Below are 20,061 nucleotides of genomic sequence, written 5' to 3'. Positions count from 1 at the left end.
TTCTCACTCCTTTACTCCAATGGTACGAATTTCATATGGGTGTAATTGCTGATTGACGGTCGATGCTTGTTCTTCCTCTAAAAGGTTCAACAGACAGAGCGTCGCCTGCTCTTTTTGCACGTGAAAGGCAGTGGCTCGATCCGCCAAATTATAGCCCCGCAAAACGATCTGCTGGTCTTGGCGATTGCGTTTTAAAGCGGTGATAGCTACCGTCGTTCCATGAGCTTCCATGTATTGGTTGCTGCTGGCTAGCTTGCCTTGATGCTTGTCGGTCTGACTTGCCGTCCAAGGAACTTGGGCAGCTTGTGCTTGGCGATACGTTTCATAACGTTCTTCAGGAGCCCCATGAAAGGCTACACCGTATTCAAAGGTGTGGCTGCCTAAGCATTGCGCTTCTGGTGTTGGGAAGTAGCCCCAATCGCCTAGCTCTCCCGTACAGCGCAACAAGGTCAAGCAGATCTGATCCTTCACGATTTCATATTCGTTCAAACCAAAATTAGAAACCGTCATGCCGCCAGTTTCATCATGCAAGTTGACAAAGGCGTGCTGATGCTGCGGATTTGTTGGGTTTTCCCAATGACTGGAAACCTGATTCGGCCGTTTTACGACTTCATAAATGCTGTCAGCTTCATGGAAATCCGTGATGATCCCTGTTGGGAATAACACTCGCAGTCGGTGATCTTTGCTTTGGTTGTTGACGGTGGTTTTAAATGCCAGGCGGTTGCTGGTTCGTTCTAAACGGATCTCCGTCTCGATCTTGAAAGCAACCAATTCTTGACTCCGCTGTGCCTTACGGAAACGGAAATCGACGACAGCTTTTTGTTCTTCTAACAAACGGTCATCTGCTGAAACGGGAATCTGCAATTCTTGCGTCAGTCGCACGATCCCCACCAGTGGATCGTTTTGTTCGATCGTCACGTGATGCGGAAATTGTGTCGATAAGATTGCTTGATCCCCTTCTGGTTGTTTGAAGATGTACTCATTGGCGATATCCCCCACATCCTCGAAAACCAGTAAATTGCGATACGTTTTTTGGGTTACTTTGTCTGTAATCGTCAAGCTGCCGTTTTCAGTAATGACGGCTTCCAAATGTGCATTGGCAAGTTTGCGCCCTCCTTCTGAAACGATCGGGGCGCTCTCTACTGGCGTAGCGGCTTTTTCTACTAGGGCAAAGGTCTGCCATGAAAATTCTGGCAACTGATTTGCTTCAACTTGGACCTTGACAAAGCGTTTCATGAAAGGAATCCGAAAAGCATCTTTAGGCAATTCATAGTCAAAAAGAACCTCTTCTTCACTAATGATCGCAGCAACAGGGTTCCCCTCTTCATCGATCACCGAATAAGAACCTTTTGGCTTCGCCAACAATTCGTGGTAAAGCTTGCTTGGCAATCCTTCACGGAATGTTTTACGCTCAAGTTCGATCACGAATTCCACTAAACCAGAACGGGTGCTGCCAGTGGTGTTGAAGACCACGAAAGGGCGACTCTCCTCAGGAAACTGGCTCGTGTCGATGGCGGCTACTAAATTGCGTAACGCTTCATCTGCCACGAACTTGCCGATTTCATTGGCTTTTTCAAAGCGCGGCATCATTTCTCGGTGTACTTCGTCCACTGAACAGCCGCAGATACTGTCGTGAGGATGATTTTGCATCAGGGTTTTCCACGCATGATCCAACATATCGTGAGGATAGCTGCCGCTTGCTTCATAAGCCATAGTTGCTAATGGCTCCGCAACATTTTCTAATTGGCGGGAAACCTTTGTATTCCATTGTTTTAGATAAACTCGGGAAGAGGCGGTATTGGCTAGAGTATACCAACCATCGGTTTCTTGACTGGTCAATTCACCTGTGACAGTTCCTAGGTCATCTGGCAGATCTGCTTGCACCGCTTCAAGGTATTCGGTAAAGCTGGCGTGTTTGAATTCATACTCTGGGAAAAGCTCGTTGGCTGTACGAATCGCTGCCGAAATATCTTTTTGGACAGGTTGATGATCGACCCCATTCATCATTAAGTAATGATTGGTGGCTCCAAATTTTTCTACATCTTGCAGTTTTTGTGTCCAAAAAGCTTTGGCTTCTGCTTTATCCACTGGAATCTCATTGCCATTGGAGTACCAGTTGGCAAAAAGTAGACCAAAGATTTGACTGCCATCTGGACCTTCCCAATGCATTTCAGAATATTGGGAAGTAAATTGATCATCGGGTAAAACTTCGTTGTCAAAGCCGATCGGTTTGACGCCACGCCCAAATGCAGCACTTTCAAGATTGGCTTGTAGCATCATTTGCGGAGTTTGTCCCATATTGCCGAAGGTATCTGGGAAATACCCCAACATAACGGGGGTGCCCCACTTTTTGCTTTCTGCCATTCCAATCAGCATATTACGGGTGTTTGATTCGGCACTGATCAAAAAGTCATCTTGCAAAATATAAAACGGACCGATCTGTAATTTCCCTTGTTTGATGGCCGCTTTGACCGCCTCGCGTTTTTCAGGCCGCACTTCTAAATAGTCATCCAAGATGATCGTCTGTCCATCTAGATGGAAGCTGTGGAACTCAGGGTCATTTTCAATTAATTCTAAAAGATCATCCATCAATTCCACTAGCCGCATGTGATGCTGTTCGTAAGGCATGTACCATTCCCGATCCCAGTGGCTGTGTGAGATGATATAAACTTGTTTCTTCATTGATTTTTACTCCTCGCTGTTTGCGTCGTTGGACTGCTTTTTGTGTCACTCGAATGGTGGTGGGTCGTGCTGCTTATTTTTCCACTCGGATATCGAAATAATCCATAACCAATTCACAAAACATCATGTTCGCCCACGAGAACCATTCTCTCGTGTATTGCGAAGGATCATCGACATCGAACCCTTCATGCATCAAATTTGTACCCGCATCTGTCGCCACTAACTGATCCAAAATTCGTTTCTTTTCTTCTTTGTCAGTGGTGGTCATCCCTTCCATTGCCATGGCGATCGGCCACACATAATTTTCTGGCGTATGAGAGCTACCAATGCCTTTGGCGTATTTCCCTTCATAGAAATACGGATTTTCACTGCTCAACAACGTTTTACGGGTTTGAAGATAAAGGGGATCTTCCATGCTGCCATACCCCAAGTAAGGGGCGGCAATCAAATTCGGCACATTGCTGTCATCCATCAGGGTGCCATTGCCGAATCCATCCACTTCATAGGCGTAGACTTCTTCGCCAGCTTGGTTCGTGGTCAACCCATATGCTTTAATCCCTGCTTCGATATCTGCTTGCAATTTTTTCGCTTGTGCCACGATCGCTGCATCTTCTAAAACCGTCGTAAAGATTTCTTGGATATAGCCTAAGACCACCACCGCAAACATATTGGAGGGAATCAAATAGCCGTATTTGCAGGCATCATCACTTGGTCGAAAGCCTGACCAAGTCAAGCCGACAGGTTTCACTGGTGCGCCTTTGCCGCCATGAGTCAAGGTATCTTCTTTTCGCCAGGTATCCCGTTCAAAGCGATATGGAGATTCCTCATGATTTTGTTCTGTCACAAACACCTCCAAGGCTTTTTTGATGCCCGTTACAAAATCATCATTGAACTGATCGGTTCTGCCTGTGTTTTTATATAGCAGATAGGCCAGTTGGATCGGATAGCATAGAGAGTCGATCTCATATTTGCGTTCCCAGATCCAATCGTTCATTTCAGTATCGTCTGTTTGGTGGCCAGCGCCATTGGCTGATTCGTTAAAGGCATTTGCGTAAGGATCGATCGTAATATAGTAGAATTGCTTTTTAACTAACCCGCTGATCATGCTTGCTAAGTCTTCATCTTCTTTAGCGATCACCAAATACGGACGAACTTGTGCAGTGGAATCTCGCAGCCACATGGCTGGAATATCCCCCGTCAGTAAAAAGGTCGTGCCATCCTCATGACGCTTGACCGTCGTTAATAGTGTATTGGCAAAGGCTGCGTTAAAATTTTTCGCCCAATCGGCATGCGTTTCTCCGCATAGATCCGTAATCGTTTCCATAAATGTTGTTACTGAAGTTGGTATTTCTTTATAAACCATTCCATCACCTTCCCTGATTTGATATATCAATTTACGAACCTAGTATATCATGAATTAGTTGAATGTCTAGCGCTTTTTCAAAATAATTAAAGGGTTTTCATTTTTATTGGTTTATGGTATGCTAACAAATATGATATATCAAAAGGGGTTTTCTTATGAAACAACCATTATATAAAAAAATTTACGCGGAGCTTCACGAAGCCATCGTTGAAGGGCGATTAGCGCCTGGCAGTCGTGTCCCTACTGAAAAAGAACTATCTGAACAATACCAAGTCAGTCGGATCACCTCTAAAAGAGCCTTGACGGAACTGGAACAAAATCAGCTGATCTATCGCGTGCAAGGCAGCGGCAGCTTTGTCCGAGAATTGAAGGAAAAAAAAGCGACTGGACGAATTTTGTTTGTCTTGCCCTTTGCCAATGATCTCTCTTTAGGAAACTTTACCGAAGGCATTTACCCCGTGATGCAAGAACACGGCTTTGAACTTTTGATGACACCAGTGGATTATTTGGAAAAAACGACGGCAGCTGAGCTGATGCAAGAATTCGACGGCCTGATCTATTACGCCAGCAATACGTTTTCTTACTATGACTTGCTGTTCGAATGTGCTGAAAAGCACTTTCCTATCGTGACCTTAGATAAAAAGCTGCATGAGTTTAATTTTCCAGCGGTGATGCCAGATAACTTTCAAGGTGGACAGCTAGCCACAGAGCATTTACTTGCGTTGGGGCATCACCGGATCGCTTATATTTTTGGTGATACCCATCATCCGCAATCCGTCCGTCAGCGTTATCTAGGTTACATCGATGCGCTGAAAAAAGCCCAAAGAACCTTTCGCACCAAGCTCGACGACACGGCTGCCAGCATCGCAAATGCGCTTGCCTACTTGGAAGAACATCAGGTCACGGCAGCCGTCTGTGAAAATGACTTGATCGCCATTGAATTGATGCGTGCTTTGCGCCAAGCAGATTTGCACGTCCCTGCCAACATTTCCCTAGTTGGTTTCGATAATATCCAAGCCGCAGCCCTCGTTGATCCAGCACTAACGACTATCGGGCAGAATTTTGCCGAGATGGGGCGCTTGGCAGGAAACCAAGTGATTGAGAAAATCAACGCTGCGAAGGCAGCAACCCCAGTACCAACGGAGACGACCACCCATCTAGTGGCGGTTTCTTTGATCAAAAGAGAATCAACCCAATTAAAGGAGTGAACCAAGTGAACGTATCAATGATCGACACACGACACGGAACAGACAACCAATATAGTTTTTCCCACGGCAACTGCCTGCCTTATACAGGGGTTCCTTTTGGCATGAACTACTTTGCCCCGCAAACCAGCGATCAACGCGGCAGTTGGTGGTTTCATCCAGAAGATCGAACCTTTCAGGGCTTTCGCATCACCCATCAGCCTAGCCCATGGATGGGAGATTTCAGCCATCTGACGATGCTGCCGATAAACGGCACGCTTTCTGAAAATACCCTTTTCCATGCGCAAAGCTCGTATCGTCCCGAAGAAAGCACCTTTAATCCAGCCTTTCTTAAAATCAAGACGCAGCGGTATTTAACAACAACGACTTTGATCCCCAGTATGTATGGCGGTGTGCTGACTATTGAAAACTGCGGGGATCAGCCAGGTCTTGGCTTGTCACTGCCGGGTGACTATGTCTTAGAACAGTTGGATGAACAAACAGTGGCTGGTCAACTGATCGTATTTTCAGGGTGCGAAGATGAACGCTTCACCTTCCATTTCGTCTATCGTTTTGAAACACCCATCACGGCGATCGAAGGTGCCTTGACAGGCAAAGAAGCCTTCGTCGTTCTCCGCTTTGGGGCTTGCCAAACACAAACGATCCGTTTTGCGACCTCGTTTCTCAGTCGCGAACAAGCTTGTTTGAACTTGCAACGGGAACAGCAATGGGCTCCTGCCGATTATCTGGCTTCTGTCCAACAGCAATGGAATCATTTTTTGCAAAAAATCGAGATTGAGCATCACGATCAAACACAAGTTTCTACTTTTTATCATAATTTTTATCGCTTATTCTTGTTTCCTCAAACCTTCTTCGAAATCGATCAAGAGGGCCGCAAAATGCATTGGGATACCTTGGCAAAAGCAATCAAACCAGGACCACTGTATACAAACAACGGCTTTTGGGATACGTATAAAACTGTCTACCCGCTCTTTTCACTCTTGGCTGTCGAACAATTGGAAGACATGCTGGAAGGCTTTTTGAACAGTTATCGCGAAAGCGGCTTTTTACCAAAATGGCTATCGCCAGATGAGCGTGGATTGATGCCAGGGACGCTGATCGATGCCGTGATCGCTGATGCCGCAGTAAAAGGCATTCGTCCTGATTTGATGCCCGAATTTTTAGCAGCGATGAAAAAAGGCGCCACCGTCCAAAGTGAAAATCCCAATTATGGTCGGCGCGGCACGACGGACTATTTGACTTATGGGTATGTGCCATTGACGCATCATGAATCGGTCAATCACACCCTTGATTATTGTTACAGTGATTTTTGTATTTCACAAGTCGCGCAACAGCTGGGTGACGAGCAAGCAGACTATTATCAGCAGCAATCGCAAAACTACCGCAACATTTTCGATCAGGAAACTGGCTTTATGCGGGCAAAAGATCCCGATGGTGCCTTTCGTCCAGAATTCAGTGACATACGCTGGGGCTTAGATTATGCAGAAGGCAGTGCGTGGCAAAGCAGTTTTGCTGTTTACCATGATTTCGCTGGCTTGATCGCCGAACATGGCGGCAAAGCGGCCTTTGAAGCAAAACTGATCGACTTGTGCAATCAAGAACCTCGCTATACGACAGAAGGCTACGGCTTTGAGATCCATGAAATGAGTGAGATGGCCGCACTCGATTTTGGTCAGCTGGCGATCTCCAATCAGCCAAGCTTCCACTATCCGTATCTATTCAGCTATTTGGGCAAACCAGAAATGGCACAGCCCTTGATCAAGCAGCTATTGACACAATGCTTCAATGACTCGCCCAAAGGCTTTCCTGGCGATGAAGACAACGGTAGCATGGCTGGTTGGTACATTTTCAACTCCTTGGGCTTTTATCCAGTCACACCAGGGACGGGGGAATATGTCATCGGCATGCCATTATTTGATCAAGCAACACTACATCTTGCTTCAGGCAAAGACTTAGTGATCAAGAGCACGCCCAATGCGCCGCAACAGCTCTTCGTGGATAAAATCACATTGAACGAAGAACCCTTCGAGCGATTGTTTTTCACCCACCAAGAATTGACTGCCGGTGGTACATTGAACTTCCAGCTAGGTATCGTCCCTCGCAGCAAAGAGTGGTCAGCCGATGCCTATCCTTATAGCGTCAGTCAACCACATGCATAACGAAAAAACCGCTCCTTAGCAACAGGCAGCACTCTACTTTCAGTCAAATGAAAGTACGTGCTATCCCTGCTAGGGAGCGGTTTTTTTATTGGTTCATTTGTAGCGGTAACAGACGTTCGATGGTTTTCAGCACGCCATTTTCATCGTTTGACTTGGTCACAAACGCTGCGGCTGTCTTGACTTCCTCAAAGGCATTGCTCATGGCGAAACTAAACGTGCCAGCTGCCATCAACTCCAAATCGTTCAAGCCATCGCCGAAAACCATTGTCTCTTCTGGTGTGACGTGCAGCAATTCTTGCAAGTGTGCCACAGTCGTTCCTTTGTGGACGCCTTGATTGGTGATATCGATCCAAGCGACTTCCGAAGCCACGATGTAGGCGTCGTTTGTAAACTCGCCTAACTGTTGGACATGCTCAAAGCAACGTAGTTTGGGATCAAAAATAGTGAGCTTCACAAAATCTTCGGTGATGGTTTGATAATCCGCCACCGTTTTGACCACCCGATAAGAGCCGCGAACTTTCTGGGCATCTGCTTCATTGGTCGTTTCCGCAATGTACGCCGCAGTCGGTGTACAGGCGATGATCACATGATCTTGCGCAATCGCAGCGAGCTTCGCAATGATCCGCCGCCCTAATTCGTTTGGCAGCAGTGATTCAAAGATGTATTCGCCTTGATGTTTGATGCGGGTCGCGCTATCCCCAAGAATCCAAACATCCGCTGCTGCTTCACCAAACAGTTCTTCCACTCGTTCACACTGTTTGCCGGTACACGCAGCAAAAGCAACACCCGCTTCTTTCATTTGTTGGCTGACTTGTTCATAATAAGGCCGATCAAAACTGCCTTGGCTGTTCAAAAATGTGCCGTCTAAATCTGTGATGACTAATTTGATCATACGTTTCTCTTCCCCTCTACCTCGTGTCCTCTTTATGGCGAATCACTTAATTAACATTGTTAATTAAGTATACTTATTTTCAAGTTTTCCGTCAAGTCAGTCTTTTAAAAACTTTACATCGTTCCATCCCGTCGGTATACTTAATTAAATCACTTCATTAAGGAGAACACCTATGGCTTCTACCACCCATTCCATTCGCCAGCAAAACAAACAGCTGGTTTTAAAAACCTTATTTCAAAACGGGGCATTATTCGCCTCCGATTTAGTAAAAAAAACCGGCATCAGCATGGTCACCATTAACTCATTATTAAAAGAATTGTTGGCAGAGGGGGAAATCACTAAAGGTCCGCTGGAGCAAAAAGAGCTAGGGCGGCCTGCCGTGACCTATCAGCTAAACCAAGACCGAGGCCATTCTCTTTTGCTTAGTTTTATCGATCACGATGGTTCCTTGGCTCTTTGGTCCATGCTGATCGACCGCAAGGGAAAGGTTTTGGCAAAACACGACCAGCCCTTTCCTGATGTTGCCCCTCATCGCTTTCAAGAATGTGTAACGAACGAGCTAGCATTATTTCCCTCTGTGGAACAGATCGCCCTCTTTTTACCAGGAAAAATCAGTGGAGGAACCGTGACTTCCAGCTGGTATGAAAAATTTAATGGCTGGCAGCTGGCAGCCCTCGTGGCAGAGGTCACTGCACTGCCCTTCTACTGTCAAAACGATGCCCATATTTTAACGATCGGCTATTGCATCGCCCAACAGATCTCCTTGCAGCAAACCATCGTCGGCATGTACAATCCCGAAAAAAGCATGCCTGGTATCACGCTCCTGGTCAATGGTGCGCTTTTAGAAGGAAAAGATGCCCTAGCGGGAGAGGCAAAATTTTTGCCCGGCTACTTGGATCAAGGGGCACCGCAAGACCGCACGGCTTTGGTTCAGCGCCTGACAAGCTTACTGCCATTTTACAATGCAGCTTTTGCCCCCCACTGTATCATTTTAGCCAGCAGTGATGCAGTAAAAACCGATCTCTTAGACGCGATCCAAAAAAATCCATTACTGCAGCAACAACCCAATCAGCCTGCTTTCCATTATATCGATGCTATCGAGGAAGCCATGGTGCTAGGCATGCACTGGCTGATTTTCCGCAAGACACCTTTTGACTTAGCCCGTTGATGACACAAAGACCATAGAATAATTGAGGCGGTGTGATATGAAAATAGCTATCATTGGTGCTGGTCCTCGTGGACTTTCACTTTCAGAACGACTGATCGCTCATAGCAAACAAAACAAACAAGCCATCGACTTGCTGCTGTTTGATCCCTTTCTTCCTGGGGCAGTTTGGCGCACGGACCAATCGGCGGATCTGCTATTGAATTCTGTAACCAGTCAAGTCACCCTTTTCACGGATGACACATTAAGCACCGGCGGTCCCGTGGTCAAAGGACCTACCTTATACGAATGGGCAGTGACAGAAGGGAAACATTTCGCAGCCACGCATGCCCCTGAGCTCGTTGCGGAATGCACAGCACTTGATTCACTTGATCCTAACGGGCATTGCTCGCGGGCGTTATATGGCCTCTATCAGCAGTGGTTTTATCAGCAGCTATTAAAAGAGCTGCCTGAATCCATTACCGTCAACCATCTGTCAGACAGTGTCAGCTCCTTGACCCCTCTTTCCAAAAATCGCTACCAGTTGACGACGGCTCACCACACATTTCTTGTTGATGCCGTCGTCTTAGCTACAGGCCATTCGCAAGCCCAACTGTCAGCAGCAGAACAACGATTGGCGGCGGCCGCAGAAAATAATGGCTGGTTTTATGCACCACCAGCCAATGCGGCAGATACGGATCTAACGGCGGTGAAAGCTGGCGAACCTGTAATTTTACGGGGACTAGGACTTGCCTTTTACGATTACGTCACCCGCTTGACCAGCGGTCGGGGCGGCACCTTCGTCAAAGTCAATGGATCCCTCGTCTATCAACCTTCTGGTGAAGAACCACAAATCATCGTAGGTTCTCGTCGGGGTGTCCCGTATCATCCTCGTGGCCGCAATCAAAAAACACCGACGCAGCAGCGAAAGCCCGTTTTTTTGACCCCTGAACGCCTCGCTGCTTGGCAAGCAGCCAAAACGGTTGCTGGCAAGACCCTGCTCTTCTATTTAAAAAAAGAGGCAGAACTCGTCTATTATCAGACGCTGCTTTTAGAAAAACAGCTGCTGGACAAAGATCAGCTTGCCGCTTTTACCGCCGCCTTTGTTGCCTCTGAAGGATCTGAAGACTTGCTGAAAAAATGGCAGCTTCCTACGACGGAGTGGTGGTCATGGCAACAATTAGCCGACCCCTTTGCTCAGAAAAAGCAACAGTCGTTGCAAGACTTTTTCATTGCACTATTACGTACCCAAATCCAAGATGCCGAAAAAGGCAATCTAACAGGACCTATCAGCAGTGCCTTGGAAGTCTTCAAAGACCTGCGGGACCCGATTCGGTTTGTTCTCGATCATCAGCTAATGCCAGTACAAGACTTGAAAACACTCTTTTGGCAGTCTTTCGTTCCCTTGAACAGCTTTTTATCGATCGGTCCACCAGTTAGGCGCCTTCAGGAACTGGTGGCATTGATGGAAGCGGGAGTGGTGACCTTACTAGGTCCTGACATGACTGTTGAGATCGAGGAGGCTTACTGTACGTATTCAAAGCGATTTGACGACACACGCTATCACGCGATGCAACTAATTGAGGCTCGCATTCCATCGACAGCGATTCGTCGAACCAACAATTCCTTGTTGCGGCAACTGCTAAACGATCGGATTATTCACCCGCACCAGTTGGCGATCCCCAATGAGGTGCCTTTTGAGACGGGTGCGATCGCCATCGATCCTGAGACCAATCAGATCCTTGGACCAGATGACCGCCCTTACCCTACCCTCTATTGTTTTGGGATTCCCACAGAAGGCATCCACTGGCTGACGGCTGCCACTGCTCAGCCAGGAACCGATGCTTGGAATTTACGGCAGGCGGACCAGATCGCCGCTGACCTCTTGCACCACACCTTCTAGTCGCTTCTGTTCTATCAAACGCAAACTTCCGAGGAAACGCTTCGGAAGTTTTTTGTTTTTCTTTCGCAAATCCGCAGAAAGGATTTCTCTTTTTTGAATATTCTTGAAATTTTCTTTAATTGTTACACGAAAATTGCGACAGTCCTAGAAAACCGTTACAATGGAAGAAACGAACGTAGGGAGGTTATCAGATGACCGCTGAATTACAAAAAATAGATGCCTTGATCGCAGAAGTGGAAAAAGTGATTTTAGGCAAACGAGATGTGATCCAATTTACCGTGGCTGCGCTGCTTGCTGGCGGACACGTTTTATTCGAAGATATCCCTGGTGTTGGGAAAACGATGTTGGTCAAATCGTTAGCCAAAGCCATTCAAAGTGACTACAAACGGGTACAGTTTACCCCAGACCTTTTACCTAACGATGTGTTAGGTGTGTCGATTTTTAATTCCCAAAGCCACCAGTTCGAGTTTCGTCCTGGCCCGATCTTCACCTCCGTCCTCTTGGCAGATGAGATCAACCGAACCACACCAAGGACGCAAGCCTCACTCTTAGAAGCCATGTCAGAAAATCATGTCACCATCGACAATCAAACGTACCCATTGAGTCCCCACTTTTTTGTTTTAGCCACGCAAAATCCAATCGAGTATGAAGGAACGTATCCTTTGCCTGAAGCCCAATTGGATCGTTTTTTGTTCCGCCTGCATATCGGTTACCCAGATTTTCAAGATGAGCTCGCCCTCTTGACTGGAAAACGACAGCAAAGCTTGGATCAGATCCAAACCATTTTACATGCTGATGAAGTGACCGCTTTAAAAGCGATGGTCGATGACGTGTATGTCGATGAGCGGGTCGCCCGTTACGCATTGCAGCTGGTTCAAGCGAGCCGTCAGCATAATGCCATTGACCTTGGTATCAGCCCTCGTGGTGGGATCGCCTTCTTAAAAGGGGCCAAAGCGTTAGCATTGACGGAAGGTCGGACCTTTGTCACGCCGCAAGACTTGCAGCGAATTTTACCAGCAGTCTTCGGTCATCGTTTATTACTGAAAGGTGGCGTTCATGCCAGCACGGAGACCCTTTCAGACTTGATGAAACAGATGATCCAACGAGTGCCTGTCCCAACGAGGAGATAGCGATGAAGAAAAAGAAGCTTGAACGCCTGCTGCGCCTCCTGTTGTTTAGCGCTGCCTATTTTCTGCTGCTGGCTTACTGTGGGATCTTCAATAATAATGCTGGCTGGAGCCTTTGGTTTTTACTGACTTTGTTATTGTTGCTTGATGCAGTATTCTTGCTCCCCTCCCTCAAGAAGGTTCAAATCATTTTAGAAGAATCGATCCAAGCTGAAACACACACAGCGATCACCTTACCGCTGCAAGTCTTCAAGTATCGCCCGACGCTGCTGCCGCTGGTCGATTTCACCTTACAGTTTGACGATCGTTTCAAGGAAAGTCATCACAGCGCCTTTTATCGAGGCAATCTGATTCGGCTGCAGCTGCCTTGGACCCCAAAGGAGCGAGGCATCTATGAAGAATTGCCCGTTCAATTGTACAGCCATGATCTCTTTGGCTTTTTTGAAAAAAGCTACGCTGCAGTTGCGAAACAATCGATTTTGATCCTGCCTAAATTGGCGCCAGAAGCCGTTACCCTGCTGCCATTTTTTAAACAGCAAGTCCGCAGCCAAACCCACAGAGAACCCAATTTTTCTATTCGACAGTTCCGTCAATACCAGTTAGGGGATTCCTTAAAAAATATCGATTGGAAATTATCCAGCAAACAACAGGAATTGATCTATCGCGAACGAGAACATGAAGAAGAACAAGACATCGTTCTGCTCTTTTGGGGAGAAGATCATCCTGCTTTTGAAGAGACTTTGACACTGTTTTATTCGATCCACCATTTCTCGCAAAATCAACGACTTTTTCAGCCGCTCTTGATTGGTGACGGATTGACTTCTCCTTACCAAACGGATGCCGCTGCCTATGCCCAGATCCTTCCCTTCGAGAAAGTTCCTGAAGGGGTACCGCTTTTGACTGGTAGCCATCTTGTCTTCATTACCCCGGTTTTTACCCCACAACTGGAAGACTACCTCAGTCAGTTGGAAGCAAAAAACAGCTGCCAAGTGTTTACCTACGCTGATTTAATGAGGCAGTTGAATAAACTTGAGGAGGCGGTAGGATGAGATTTATTAAGAAAGCGCTGATTGGTCTTCTGACCTTTCTCAGTCTATCACTGGTGATCTTGCCGTTTATCGCAGTTTATGACCTTGGCAATCAGTTCACCCTTTTAACTTATGCCTTTAGTGTCTGTTTGATTTTGACCGTGGTGCCGAAAGTCCATTACAGTTTGCCTTTGCTGGCAGCCGCTTGGCTGATCGTCTTGTATCGGATCTTTCCTTATGGGACTGCCTTTTCTTTTGATTGGCTGCTGCGTTTTTGGATAGACCTGCACCGTGCCTTTCAAGAAATCCTCAGCGGTGAAGTCGGCTATATCACCGAACTGGCGGCGGTGACATTGATCGTTAGTTGGGTTTTGTTTTTAGCGATCTTACCGATCGCTTATCAACGCTTTTTCTTGATTTACGCTACCATGATCGGCTACTTGCTAACAGTCGTGATTTTTAATCAATTTGATCTGACGTGGCATTTGATGGGTATTTTTCTTTGTGCCTTGGCTTCTTCACTGATCCAGCGCAGCGTCTTTCAATCCAGTCAAACGATCGCTCCCTGGTTCGCTGTGATGCTATTGATTGGTGGATTAGCCGTCACTGCTGTCTACTTGCCGCAAACGAGCCTGCGGGAACAGTTGGCAGCCCGTTCCACGCCTATACGGACAAATCTGAATCAGCTGGGTTTTTATCAATTTATTGAAGAACATGGCACGCCCAGCGGCTCTCGCACTGGATTCAGTGAAAACGACCGTCAATTAGGCGGACCACTACTGGATGATGCGACGATTTTATTTGAAGCGCAACAAGAAACCCCGCATTACTGGCGGGTGGAAAGCAAAGATTTTTATTCTGGTAAGGGCTGGATCAGTACGAGCCGCGAAGAGGCTCGCTTAGAAGCAGAGGCCGTCACGATCGCGGATCAAAGCTATCAGCAAGCCTATCTTGAGAACGAGTCTGTTCGGGTCCAATTTCAAAACCATGGAGACTATGTCCCATTGCCCTATGGACGCAGCACGTTGTCCCTTGAAAACGGTGCTCGCGGTTTTCAGATCAGCGACGCCATCCAGCGGGTCGATCTCATTGATCCACTCCCAGACACCACCTTGACCCTCGATTGGGACCATCCAGATTTTGCCGCAGAAAATCTCCAAAATCTGCCTTTGATCTATCCGGATTCTCCGATCGATTATATCCAGTTACCCGATTCTTTGCCGCAGCGGGTACGAGATCTCGCAGCTGAGATCACCGCTGACAGCAACAGTCTGTTTGATCAAGTCACGGCGGTTGAAAGCTATGTGAAAGATCCGCTCGTATTCCGCTATTCCAAAACCGATGCCGTCGTGCCTGCAGAAGAGCAAGATTATGTTGATCAATTTTTATTTGAATCACAAGTCGGCTACTGCGACAATTTTTCCACAGCAATGGTCGTGCTACTACGGAGTTTAGAGATCCCTGCTCGCTGGGCAAAAGGCTTTTCTCCTGGATCTCCTGCAACAGAAAACGGCATTACTACCTATACCGTTCGCAACTTGAATGCCCACTCATGGGTGGAAGTCTACTTTGGCGGCTACGGTTGGGTACCTTTTGAACCGACCCCTAGTTTCCAAAATCCAGATCGTCCCGTGTTGACTCAAGAATCTACTAGCTCCGAAGAAACACCGACCGCTAGCAGCGAAACAACACCATCGAGCAGCAGGGAAACAGAAAGCAGCGAAACCACGACCAGCAGTTCTGCAACAGCCGCGGTTACCGATGACGTTTGGTTGACTGAGGAGTTGAAACAAACGCTGCGCAATGGCTTCTTTGGAGGCTTAGCTATCCTAGGACTTGGCCTGCTTTTCTATTTCCGCCATTCGTTTTTCCGTATTCATTTATGGTTGATCTGCCGCTTTAACAAACAGCCGCTAGTTGCTGCCTATCCTTTGTTTTTGCGGCAAACGACGAAAGTTCTGTACCGTAACGAGGCGGAGCCGTTGATCGATTATGCCCAACGACTCGAAGCATTCTATCCACTGTTCCATGGTGATTTTATCCGCTTGACGCAGCAATACGAAGCCTACCTTTACAGCCAAGAACAGCCGGCTGGTCAAGAAGCCTTCTTGAAGCAAGTCGCTGCCCAAATCAGTCAGCTGAAAAAAATCAACTAAGCAGTGAGGATAAACGACAAAAAAACGTATCGATCAAACGATCGATACGTTTTTTGCTTTAGGCGTTTCCTTGACGTTTTTGAACGGCAATAATAATCAGTTTCGTAATTTCCATCAAAACAACTGCCACAGCAGCCATTGCGATACATAGACCGACATGTCCTAAAGTGAAGGTTGCTGGAATCGCAAAGACTTCACGGATGCCAGGAATCAAGGTAATGCTGTATAGTCCACCACAAACGACGATCGCCAACCATACCATTTTATTGGCAAAAAGGCCAGCTTGCCAAGCAGTCTCAGTGTTTGAGCGTGCTGGTAATGTTTGCAATGTTCGGCTCCAGATAAGTGTTGAGAAGGCCATCGCTACACCTAATTCAGGTGATTGGTTCATTCCTAACCATTGTGCCAAAATCACGACAGCGGCAATCAAAATACCACGATACGTTACTGAGATCAATGTTTTTCCAGTGAAGATACCAGCATTTGGATCTCTTGGCTGGCGCTGCATGATCGTTGGTTCGGCTTTTTCCATTCCTAGAGCAATCGCTGGTAATGAGTCGTTGACTAGGTTGATAAAGAGCAGCTGCAAGGCAGTAAATGGATTGTCCCAACCCATCACTAAGGCAAAGACGATCGCAATGATCGCACCTAAGTTTCCAGCAAACAAATACGAAATAGCTTTTTTGATGTTGTCAAAGACGTTTCGGCCAACTTCTACGGCACGAATGATCGAGGCAAAGTTGTCATCCGTCAAGACCATCGCCGCTGCGTCTTTGGCAACGTCCGTTCCGGTTCCCATTGCGATCCCGATATCCGCTTGTTTCAAGGCGGGTGCATCATTGACCCCATCCCCGGTCATGGCAGAGATCTTGCCTTTGTCTTGCCAAGCCCGCACGATACGGATTTTGTTTTCTGGCGAAACACGAGCATAGACTGTGATTTTGTCTAATTGATCCGCTAGTTCGGTTTCAGAAAGAGCATCCAATTCCGTACCAGTCAAGGCTAAGTCGCCCTCGGCTGAAATACCGATCTCTTGTGCAATCGCCACGGCTGTCGTTTTGTGGTCCCCTGTGATCATAACTGTTTTGATACCAGCAGATTTAGCATCCGCTACGGCTTGTTTGACTTCTTTACGAGGAGGATCGATCATCGCCATCAAACCAACCAAAATCAACTCGTTTTCATCCTCAAGTGTCAATTCTCGTGATTGGGCATCAGTCAATGGACGGTAAGCAAACGCCAAGACCCGTAATGCCCGTTTTGAGAATTCTTCGTTTTGATGCTGCAATTTCTGCTTGATTTCATCTGTTAAAGGCACGACTTGATCATCGATCAAGACTTTGGTACTGCGGCCAAAGACGATGTCTGGACCACCTTTGGTCAACAATAAATGTTCGCCATCGATCTCATGTAAGGTAGACATCAATTTACGATCAGAATCGAAAGGCAATTCTTGCAAACGAGGAAACTGTTGACGAATTGCCCGATAAGGCTGATTTAGTTTCTCACTGTAATCCAGAAAAGCAATTTCAGTAGGGTCTCCTAGCTTCGCCCCATCTTCACTGATGGCAGCATCATTGGCCAAGACACTGATCTCTACTAAGCGTTTTTCAGGCAATGTCCAGGTAGTTGGCTCATCGGAGAACGTGCCCGTTTGCCCATTTGGTAAATAGTAGTCAACAACGGTCATTTTGTTTTGGGTCAAAGTCCCGGTCTTATCGGTACAAACGATACTCGTTGAACCCAATGTTTCAACCGCTGGTAGTTTTCGAATGATGGCATGACGCTTCGCCATTTGTTTTGTTCCGATCGAAAGAACGATCGTCACGATCGATTGCAAGGCTTCTGGAATCGCTGCAACGGCTACGGCTACCGCAAACATAAAGGCGTTGACTAAGTCTTGTGTCATATCACCTGTTCCGTCACCTAAGAACAACCGTGCGACTTGAACCCCTAAAATAATCAATGAAAGGACTAAGATCGCCAAGCTCAGTTTTTTACTGAAGCTGTCTAGTCCTCTTTGCAATGGCGTTTTGTGTTCAACTGTACTTTCCAATAAGCCAGCCACTTGACCGATTTCCGTCACATTACCAGTCGCGGTTACGATAAACCGGCCACGCCCATAAGTGACGATCGTTCCACTGAAGACCATGTTGTCACGGTCGCCGATCGGTGCGGTACGATCGATCACACCTAATTCTTTTTCCGCTGGCGTTGATTCCCCAGTCAGCATTCCTTCATCGACCTTCAAAGAACCCTCTTCGATCAATCGACCATCTGCTGGTACATAGTCCCCAGCTTCTAAAATAACGATATCGCCGACAACCAATTCTTTCGCCAGCACACTTTGTTCTTTGCCATCCCGAATGACGTTAGCATCTGGTGCCGACAAGCTTTTCAAAGCGTCTAACGACCCTTCGGCTTTTTTCGTTTGAATCACACTGACGACGGAATTCAACAAGAGTACTGCGAAGATAACGATCGACTCAACGTGGGCACCCATAACCATTTGGATGATTGCCACGATCAGCAAGACGATCACCATCGCATCTTTGAAGGTATCTAAGAATAAGGCAAAGCTAGATTTCTTAGGTGCTTCCTTCAGCTGGTTCAAGCCATTTTCTAACCGCTTGGCTGCCTCTTGCTGCGTCAACCCCTCTGGACTGCTCTGGACCTCTGCCATAATTTCCGAGATTTCTTTTTGATACATTTCTTTCGCCAATTTTTTTGCCCCTTTTAATTTTATTTTCCTTAGGCACTCTGCTAGAAAAAAAGAGACCTAAGACAAGTATACGCTTGTCTTAGGTCTCACCATTTCAAATAATACCAGAAAGCTGTCGCCAGCTTACTTACTGTTGATATTATCGCAGCTTGCGCCACCGGTTACTCCCCTAAGGAATAATAATAAGAATGTATCATTATCATAACGGAAACTTTTGTGCTTGGCAACTATAAAACATCAATTTGAAAATTTTTTGAAAACATTCTTTTTGTTCCCATTCCTTTTTTTCTGTTACACTAAGGAAGAAAGAAATTTGTACGTTACAGGAGGAAAAACGATGGATCTTTTTGATACTTTTACCCGCCATAGCTCTGTCCGAGATTTTCAACCCCGGCCACTATCAAAGGAACTCAAGCAAAAATTAGTAACGGTTGCCCAGAGCGGTTCCAGTTCGAACTTTGTTCAAGCCTATTCGATCATTGAGGTCAGTGATCCTGAAAAACTGGCTGCCATCGAAGAAATTGCCGGTGCCCCAAATTACATCACTCGAACGGGCGTCTTCTATCTTTTTGTCGCCGACTTACATAAACACCAGCAGCTGCTGACCCAAGCAGGGGTGCCTGATACCCACTTAACCACGATGGAACCATTTATTGTGTCTGTCGTTGATACGACCATCGCTGCCCAAAACATGGTAGCTTACGCTGAAGCGCAAGACTTAGGAATTTGTTACATCGGCTGCATCCGCAATGATTTGCCTCGTATCGCAGAACTTGTCGGCTTACCAAAATTGACGTTTCCGTTATTCGGTTTAACGATCGGCTATCCGCAACACAGAAATGAGCCGAAAGTCCGCTTGCCCCAAGAAGCGATCGTAAGTGTCGATCAGTATCAACCGCTGACGCAGGAGCAAACAGCCCAGTACAATCAAACGACAGAAACCTATTATGCACAGCGCAGCAGCAATCAACAGCAAACCAATTGGCAAACGAAAATGACGGAATTTTTCCGTGAACCGCGACGTCCAGATGTCGCGGCCTTTATGAAACAACAAGGCTTCTCAGACCACTTCGGCGAATGAGGACACTAATTACCACGGGAAAATAAAAAACGATCTTTGGCAAGGAATCTTGTCAGGATCGTTTTTTGCTTAGTGTAAAAAATCAGGTTCAGGCGGCTCTTGTATCTTTGTCATGCTAATTAACGTGCGGCTTCTTGTGCGGCTTCGTTGACGGCAACTGCCTGCTCACATTTTTCCATTAATGCTACTAACGCTTTATCTAACACTGCTTCATTTTCGGAGCTTCGCTGACTGATTTGCGTCATAGGCTGCGCCGCAAGATCCAGCAAATAGGTAGGGATTGCTTCTTTTTCAGCAAAAGTGCCCTTGATCAGCGGCTGGTAGACAGACTCGCCACAGGGTCCGGTTTTGATAAAGGCTAGTTCGAACTGCGCCTTCCCTGACAAACGCAACCGATAGACCCCTTCTTTGGTCAGCAGTTTTTCATCGGCAAAGCGTGCCTGTAATCGTGCGAAACGTTCGTAATCCATGGTATCTGCTCCTTTTGATTCCTTCTTTTCTCTAGTGTAGCAAATTTCTTGTTAGCATAACATCTTTTTCATAGAGAACGCCTCCTTTTTCCTCGCTTGGTAATTTTTCACTTTACAAACAGAACAAAC

13 protein-coding genes are annotated in these 20,061 nt (G+C 46.7%); 8 read left to right on the top strand and 5 right to left on the bottom strand.

All coding sequences use genetic code 11. From position 1 onward, the window contains the following. Positions 1–3: 3 nt before the first annotated feature. Positions 4–2,682, bottom strand: coding sequence for an alpha-mannosidase (locus ACI3E5_RS06805; RefSeq protein ID WP_081116589.1), 2,679 nt, complete (start codon positions 2,680–2,682; stop codon positions 4–6). 73 nt (positions 2,683–2,755) lie between these two features. Then, positions 2,756–4,045, bottom strand: coding sequence for a glycoside hydrolase family 125 protein (locus ACI3E5_RS06800; RefSeq protein WP_081116588.1), 1,290 nt, complete (start codon positions 4,043–4,045; stop codon positions 2,756–2,758). Positions 4,046–4,200: 155 nt separating this feature from the next. Between ACI3E5_RS06800 and ACI3E5_RS06795 the strand changes: the two genes are divergently transcribed. Continuing rightward, positions 4,201–5,253: a GntR family transcriptional regulator gene (locus tag ACI3E5_RS06795; protein ID WP_010747776.1), complete on the top strand. Its 1,053-nt coding sequence runs from the start codon at positions 4,201–4,203 to the stop codon at positions 5,251–5,253. Positions 5,254–5,258: 5 nt separating this feature from the next. Beyond that, on the top strand, positions 5,259–7,409 hold the full coding sequence (locus tag ACI3E5_RS06790; RefSeq protein ID WP_081116586.1) for a GH92 family glycosyl hydrolase: 2,151 nt from the start codon (positions 5,259–5,261) through the stop codon (positions 7,407–7,409). Between the two features lie 85 nt (positions 7,410–7,494). Here ACI3E5_RS06790 and ACI3E5_RS06785 read toward each other — a convergent pair whose 3' ends face one another. Next, entirely contained in the window at positions 7,495–8,301 is an 807-nt protein-coding gene (locus tag ACI3E5_RS06785) for an HAD-IIB family hydrolase (protein WP_081116585.1), read from the bottom strand. A gap of 172 nt (positions 8,302–8,473) precedes the next feature. On the opposite strand from ACI3E5_RS06785, the gene ACI3E5_RS06780 reads away from it, so the two are divergent. The 5 genes from ACI3E5_RS06780 to ACI3E5_RS06760 all read left to right on the top strand — a co-directional run bounded on the left by ACI3E5_RS06780 (position 8,474) and on the right by ACI3E5_RS06760 (position 15,659). Beyond that, complete coding sequence (locus tag ACI3E5_RS06780) at positions 8,474–9,469, top strand: ROK family transcriptional regulator (protein WP_081116584.1); 996 nt, start codon at positions 8,474–8,476, stop codon at positions 9,467–9,469. Positions 9,470–9,506: 37 nt separating this feature from the next. Next, positions 9,507–11,348 (top strand): FAD/NAD(P)-binding protein, encoded by a 1,842-nt coding sequence (locus ACI3E5_RS06775; protein ID WP_315036722.1) that lies wholly within the window; start codon positions 9,507–9,509, stop codon positions 11,346–11,348. A gap of 191 nt (positions 11,349–11,539) precedes the next feature. Further along, positions 11,540–12,478, top strand: coding sequence for an AAA family ATPase (locus tag ACI3E5_RS06770; RefSeq protein ID WP_005225502.1), 939 nt, complete (start codon positions 11,540–11,542; stop codon positions 12,476–12,478). 2 nt (positions 12,479–12,480) lie between these two features. Further along, complete coding sequence (locus tag ACI3E5_RS06765; protein ID WP_315036726.1) at positions 12,481–13,524, top strand: DUF58 domain-containing protein; 1,044 nt, start codon at positions 12,481–12,483, stop codon at positions 13,522–13,524. Next, on the top strand, positions 13,521–15,659 hold the full coding sequence (locus tag ACI3E5_RS06760) for a transglutaminase-like domain-containing protein (protein WP_375847751.1): 2,139 nt from the start codon (positions 13,521–13,523) through the stop codon (positions 15,657–15,659). The genes ACI3E5_RS06765 and ACI3E5_RS06760 overlap by 4 nt, the downstream gene beginning before the upstream one ends. 58 nt (positions 15,660–15,717) lie before the next feature. On the opposite strand, the gene ACI3E5_RS06755 is transcribed toward ACI3E5_RS06760, so the two are convergent. Then, the gene (locus ACI3E5_RS06755) at positions 15,718–18,369 is read right to left on the bottom strand and encodes a cation-translocating P-type ATPase (protein ID WP_016608271.1); all 2,652 of its coding nucleotides are present in this window, start codon (positions 18,367–18,369) and stop codon (positions 15,718–15,720) included. Between the two features lie 349 nt (positions 18,370–18,718). On the opposite strand from ACI3E5_RS06755, the gene ACI3E5_RS06750 reads away from it, so the two are divergent. Continuing rightward, entirely contained in the window at positions 18,719–19,462 is a 744-nt protein-coding gene (locus tag ACI3E5_RS06750) for an NADPH-dependent oxidoreductase (RefSeq protein WP_498821161.1), read from the top strand. Positions 19,463–19,581: 119 nt separating this feature from the next. Here ACI3E5_RS06750 and ACI3E5_RS06745 read toward each other — a convergent pair whose 3' ends face one another. After that, positions 19,582–19,932 (bottom strand): hypothetical protein, encoded by a 351-nt coding sequence (locus ACI3E5_RS06745; protein WP_081116580.1) that lies wholly within the window; start codon positions 19,930–19,932, stop codon positions 19,582–19,584. Positions 19,933–20,061 lie beyond the last annotated feature (129 nt).

This window comes from Candidatus Enterococcus avicola, from assembly GCF_047470845.1.
GTDB lineage: Bacteria > Bacillota > Bacilli > Lactobacillales > Enterococcaceae > Enterococcus_D > Enterococcus_D casseliflavus.
The sequence above is the reverse complement of the archived record's forward strand: the minus strand, read 5'-3'. Positions and strand labels throughout refer to the sequence as shown.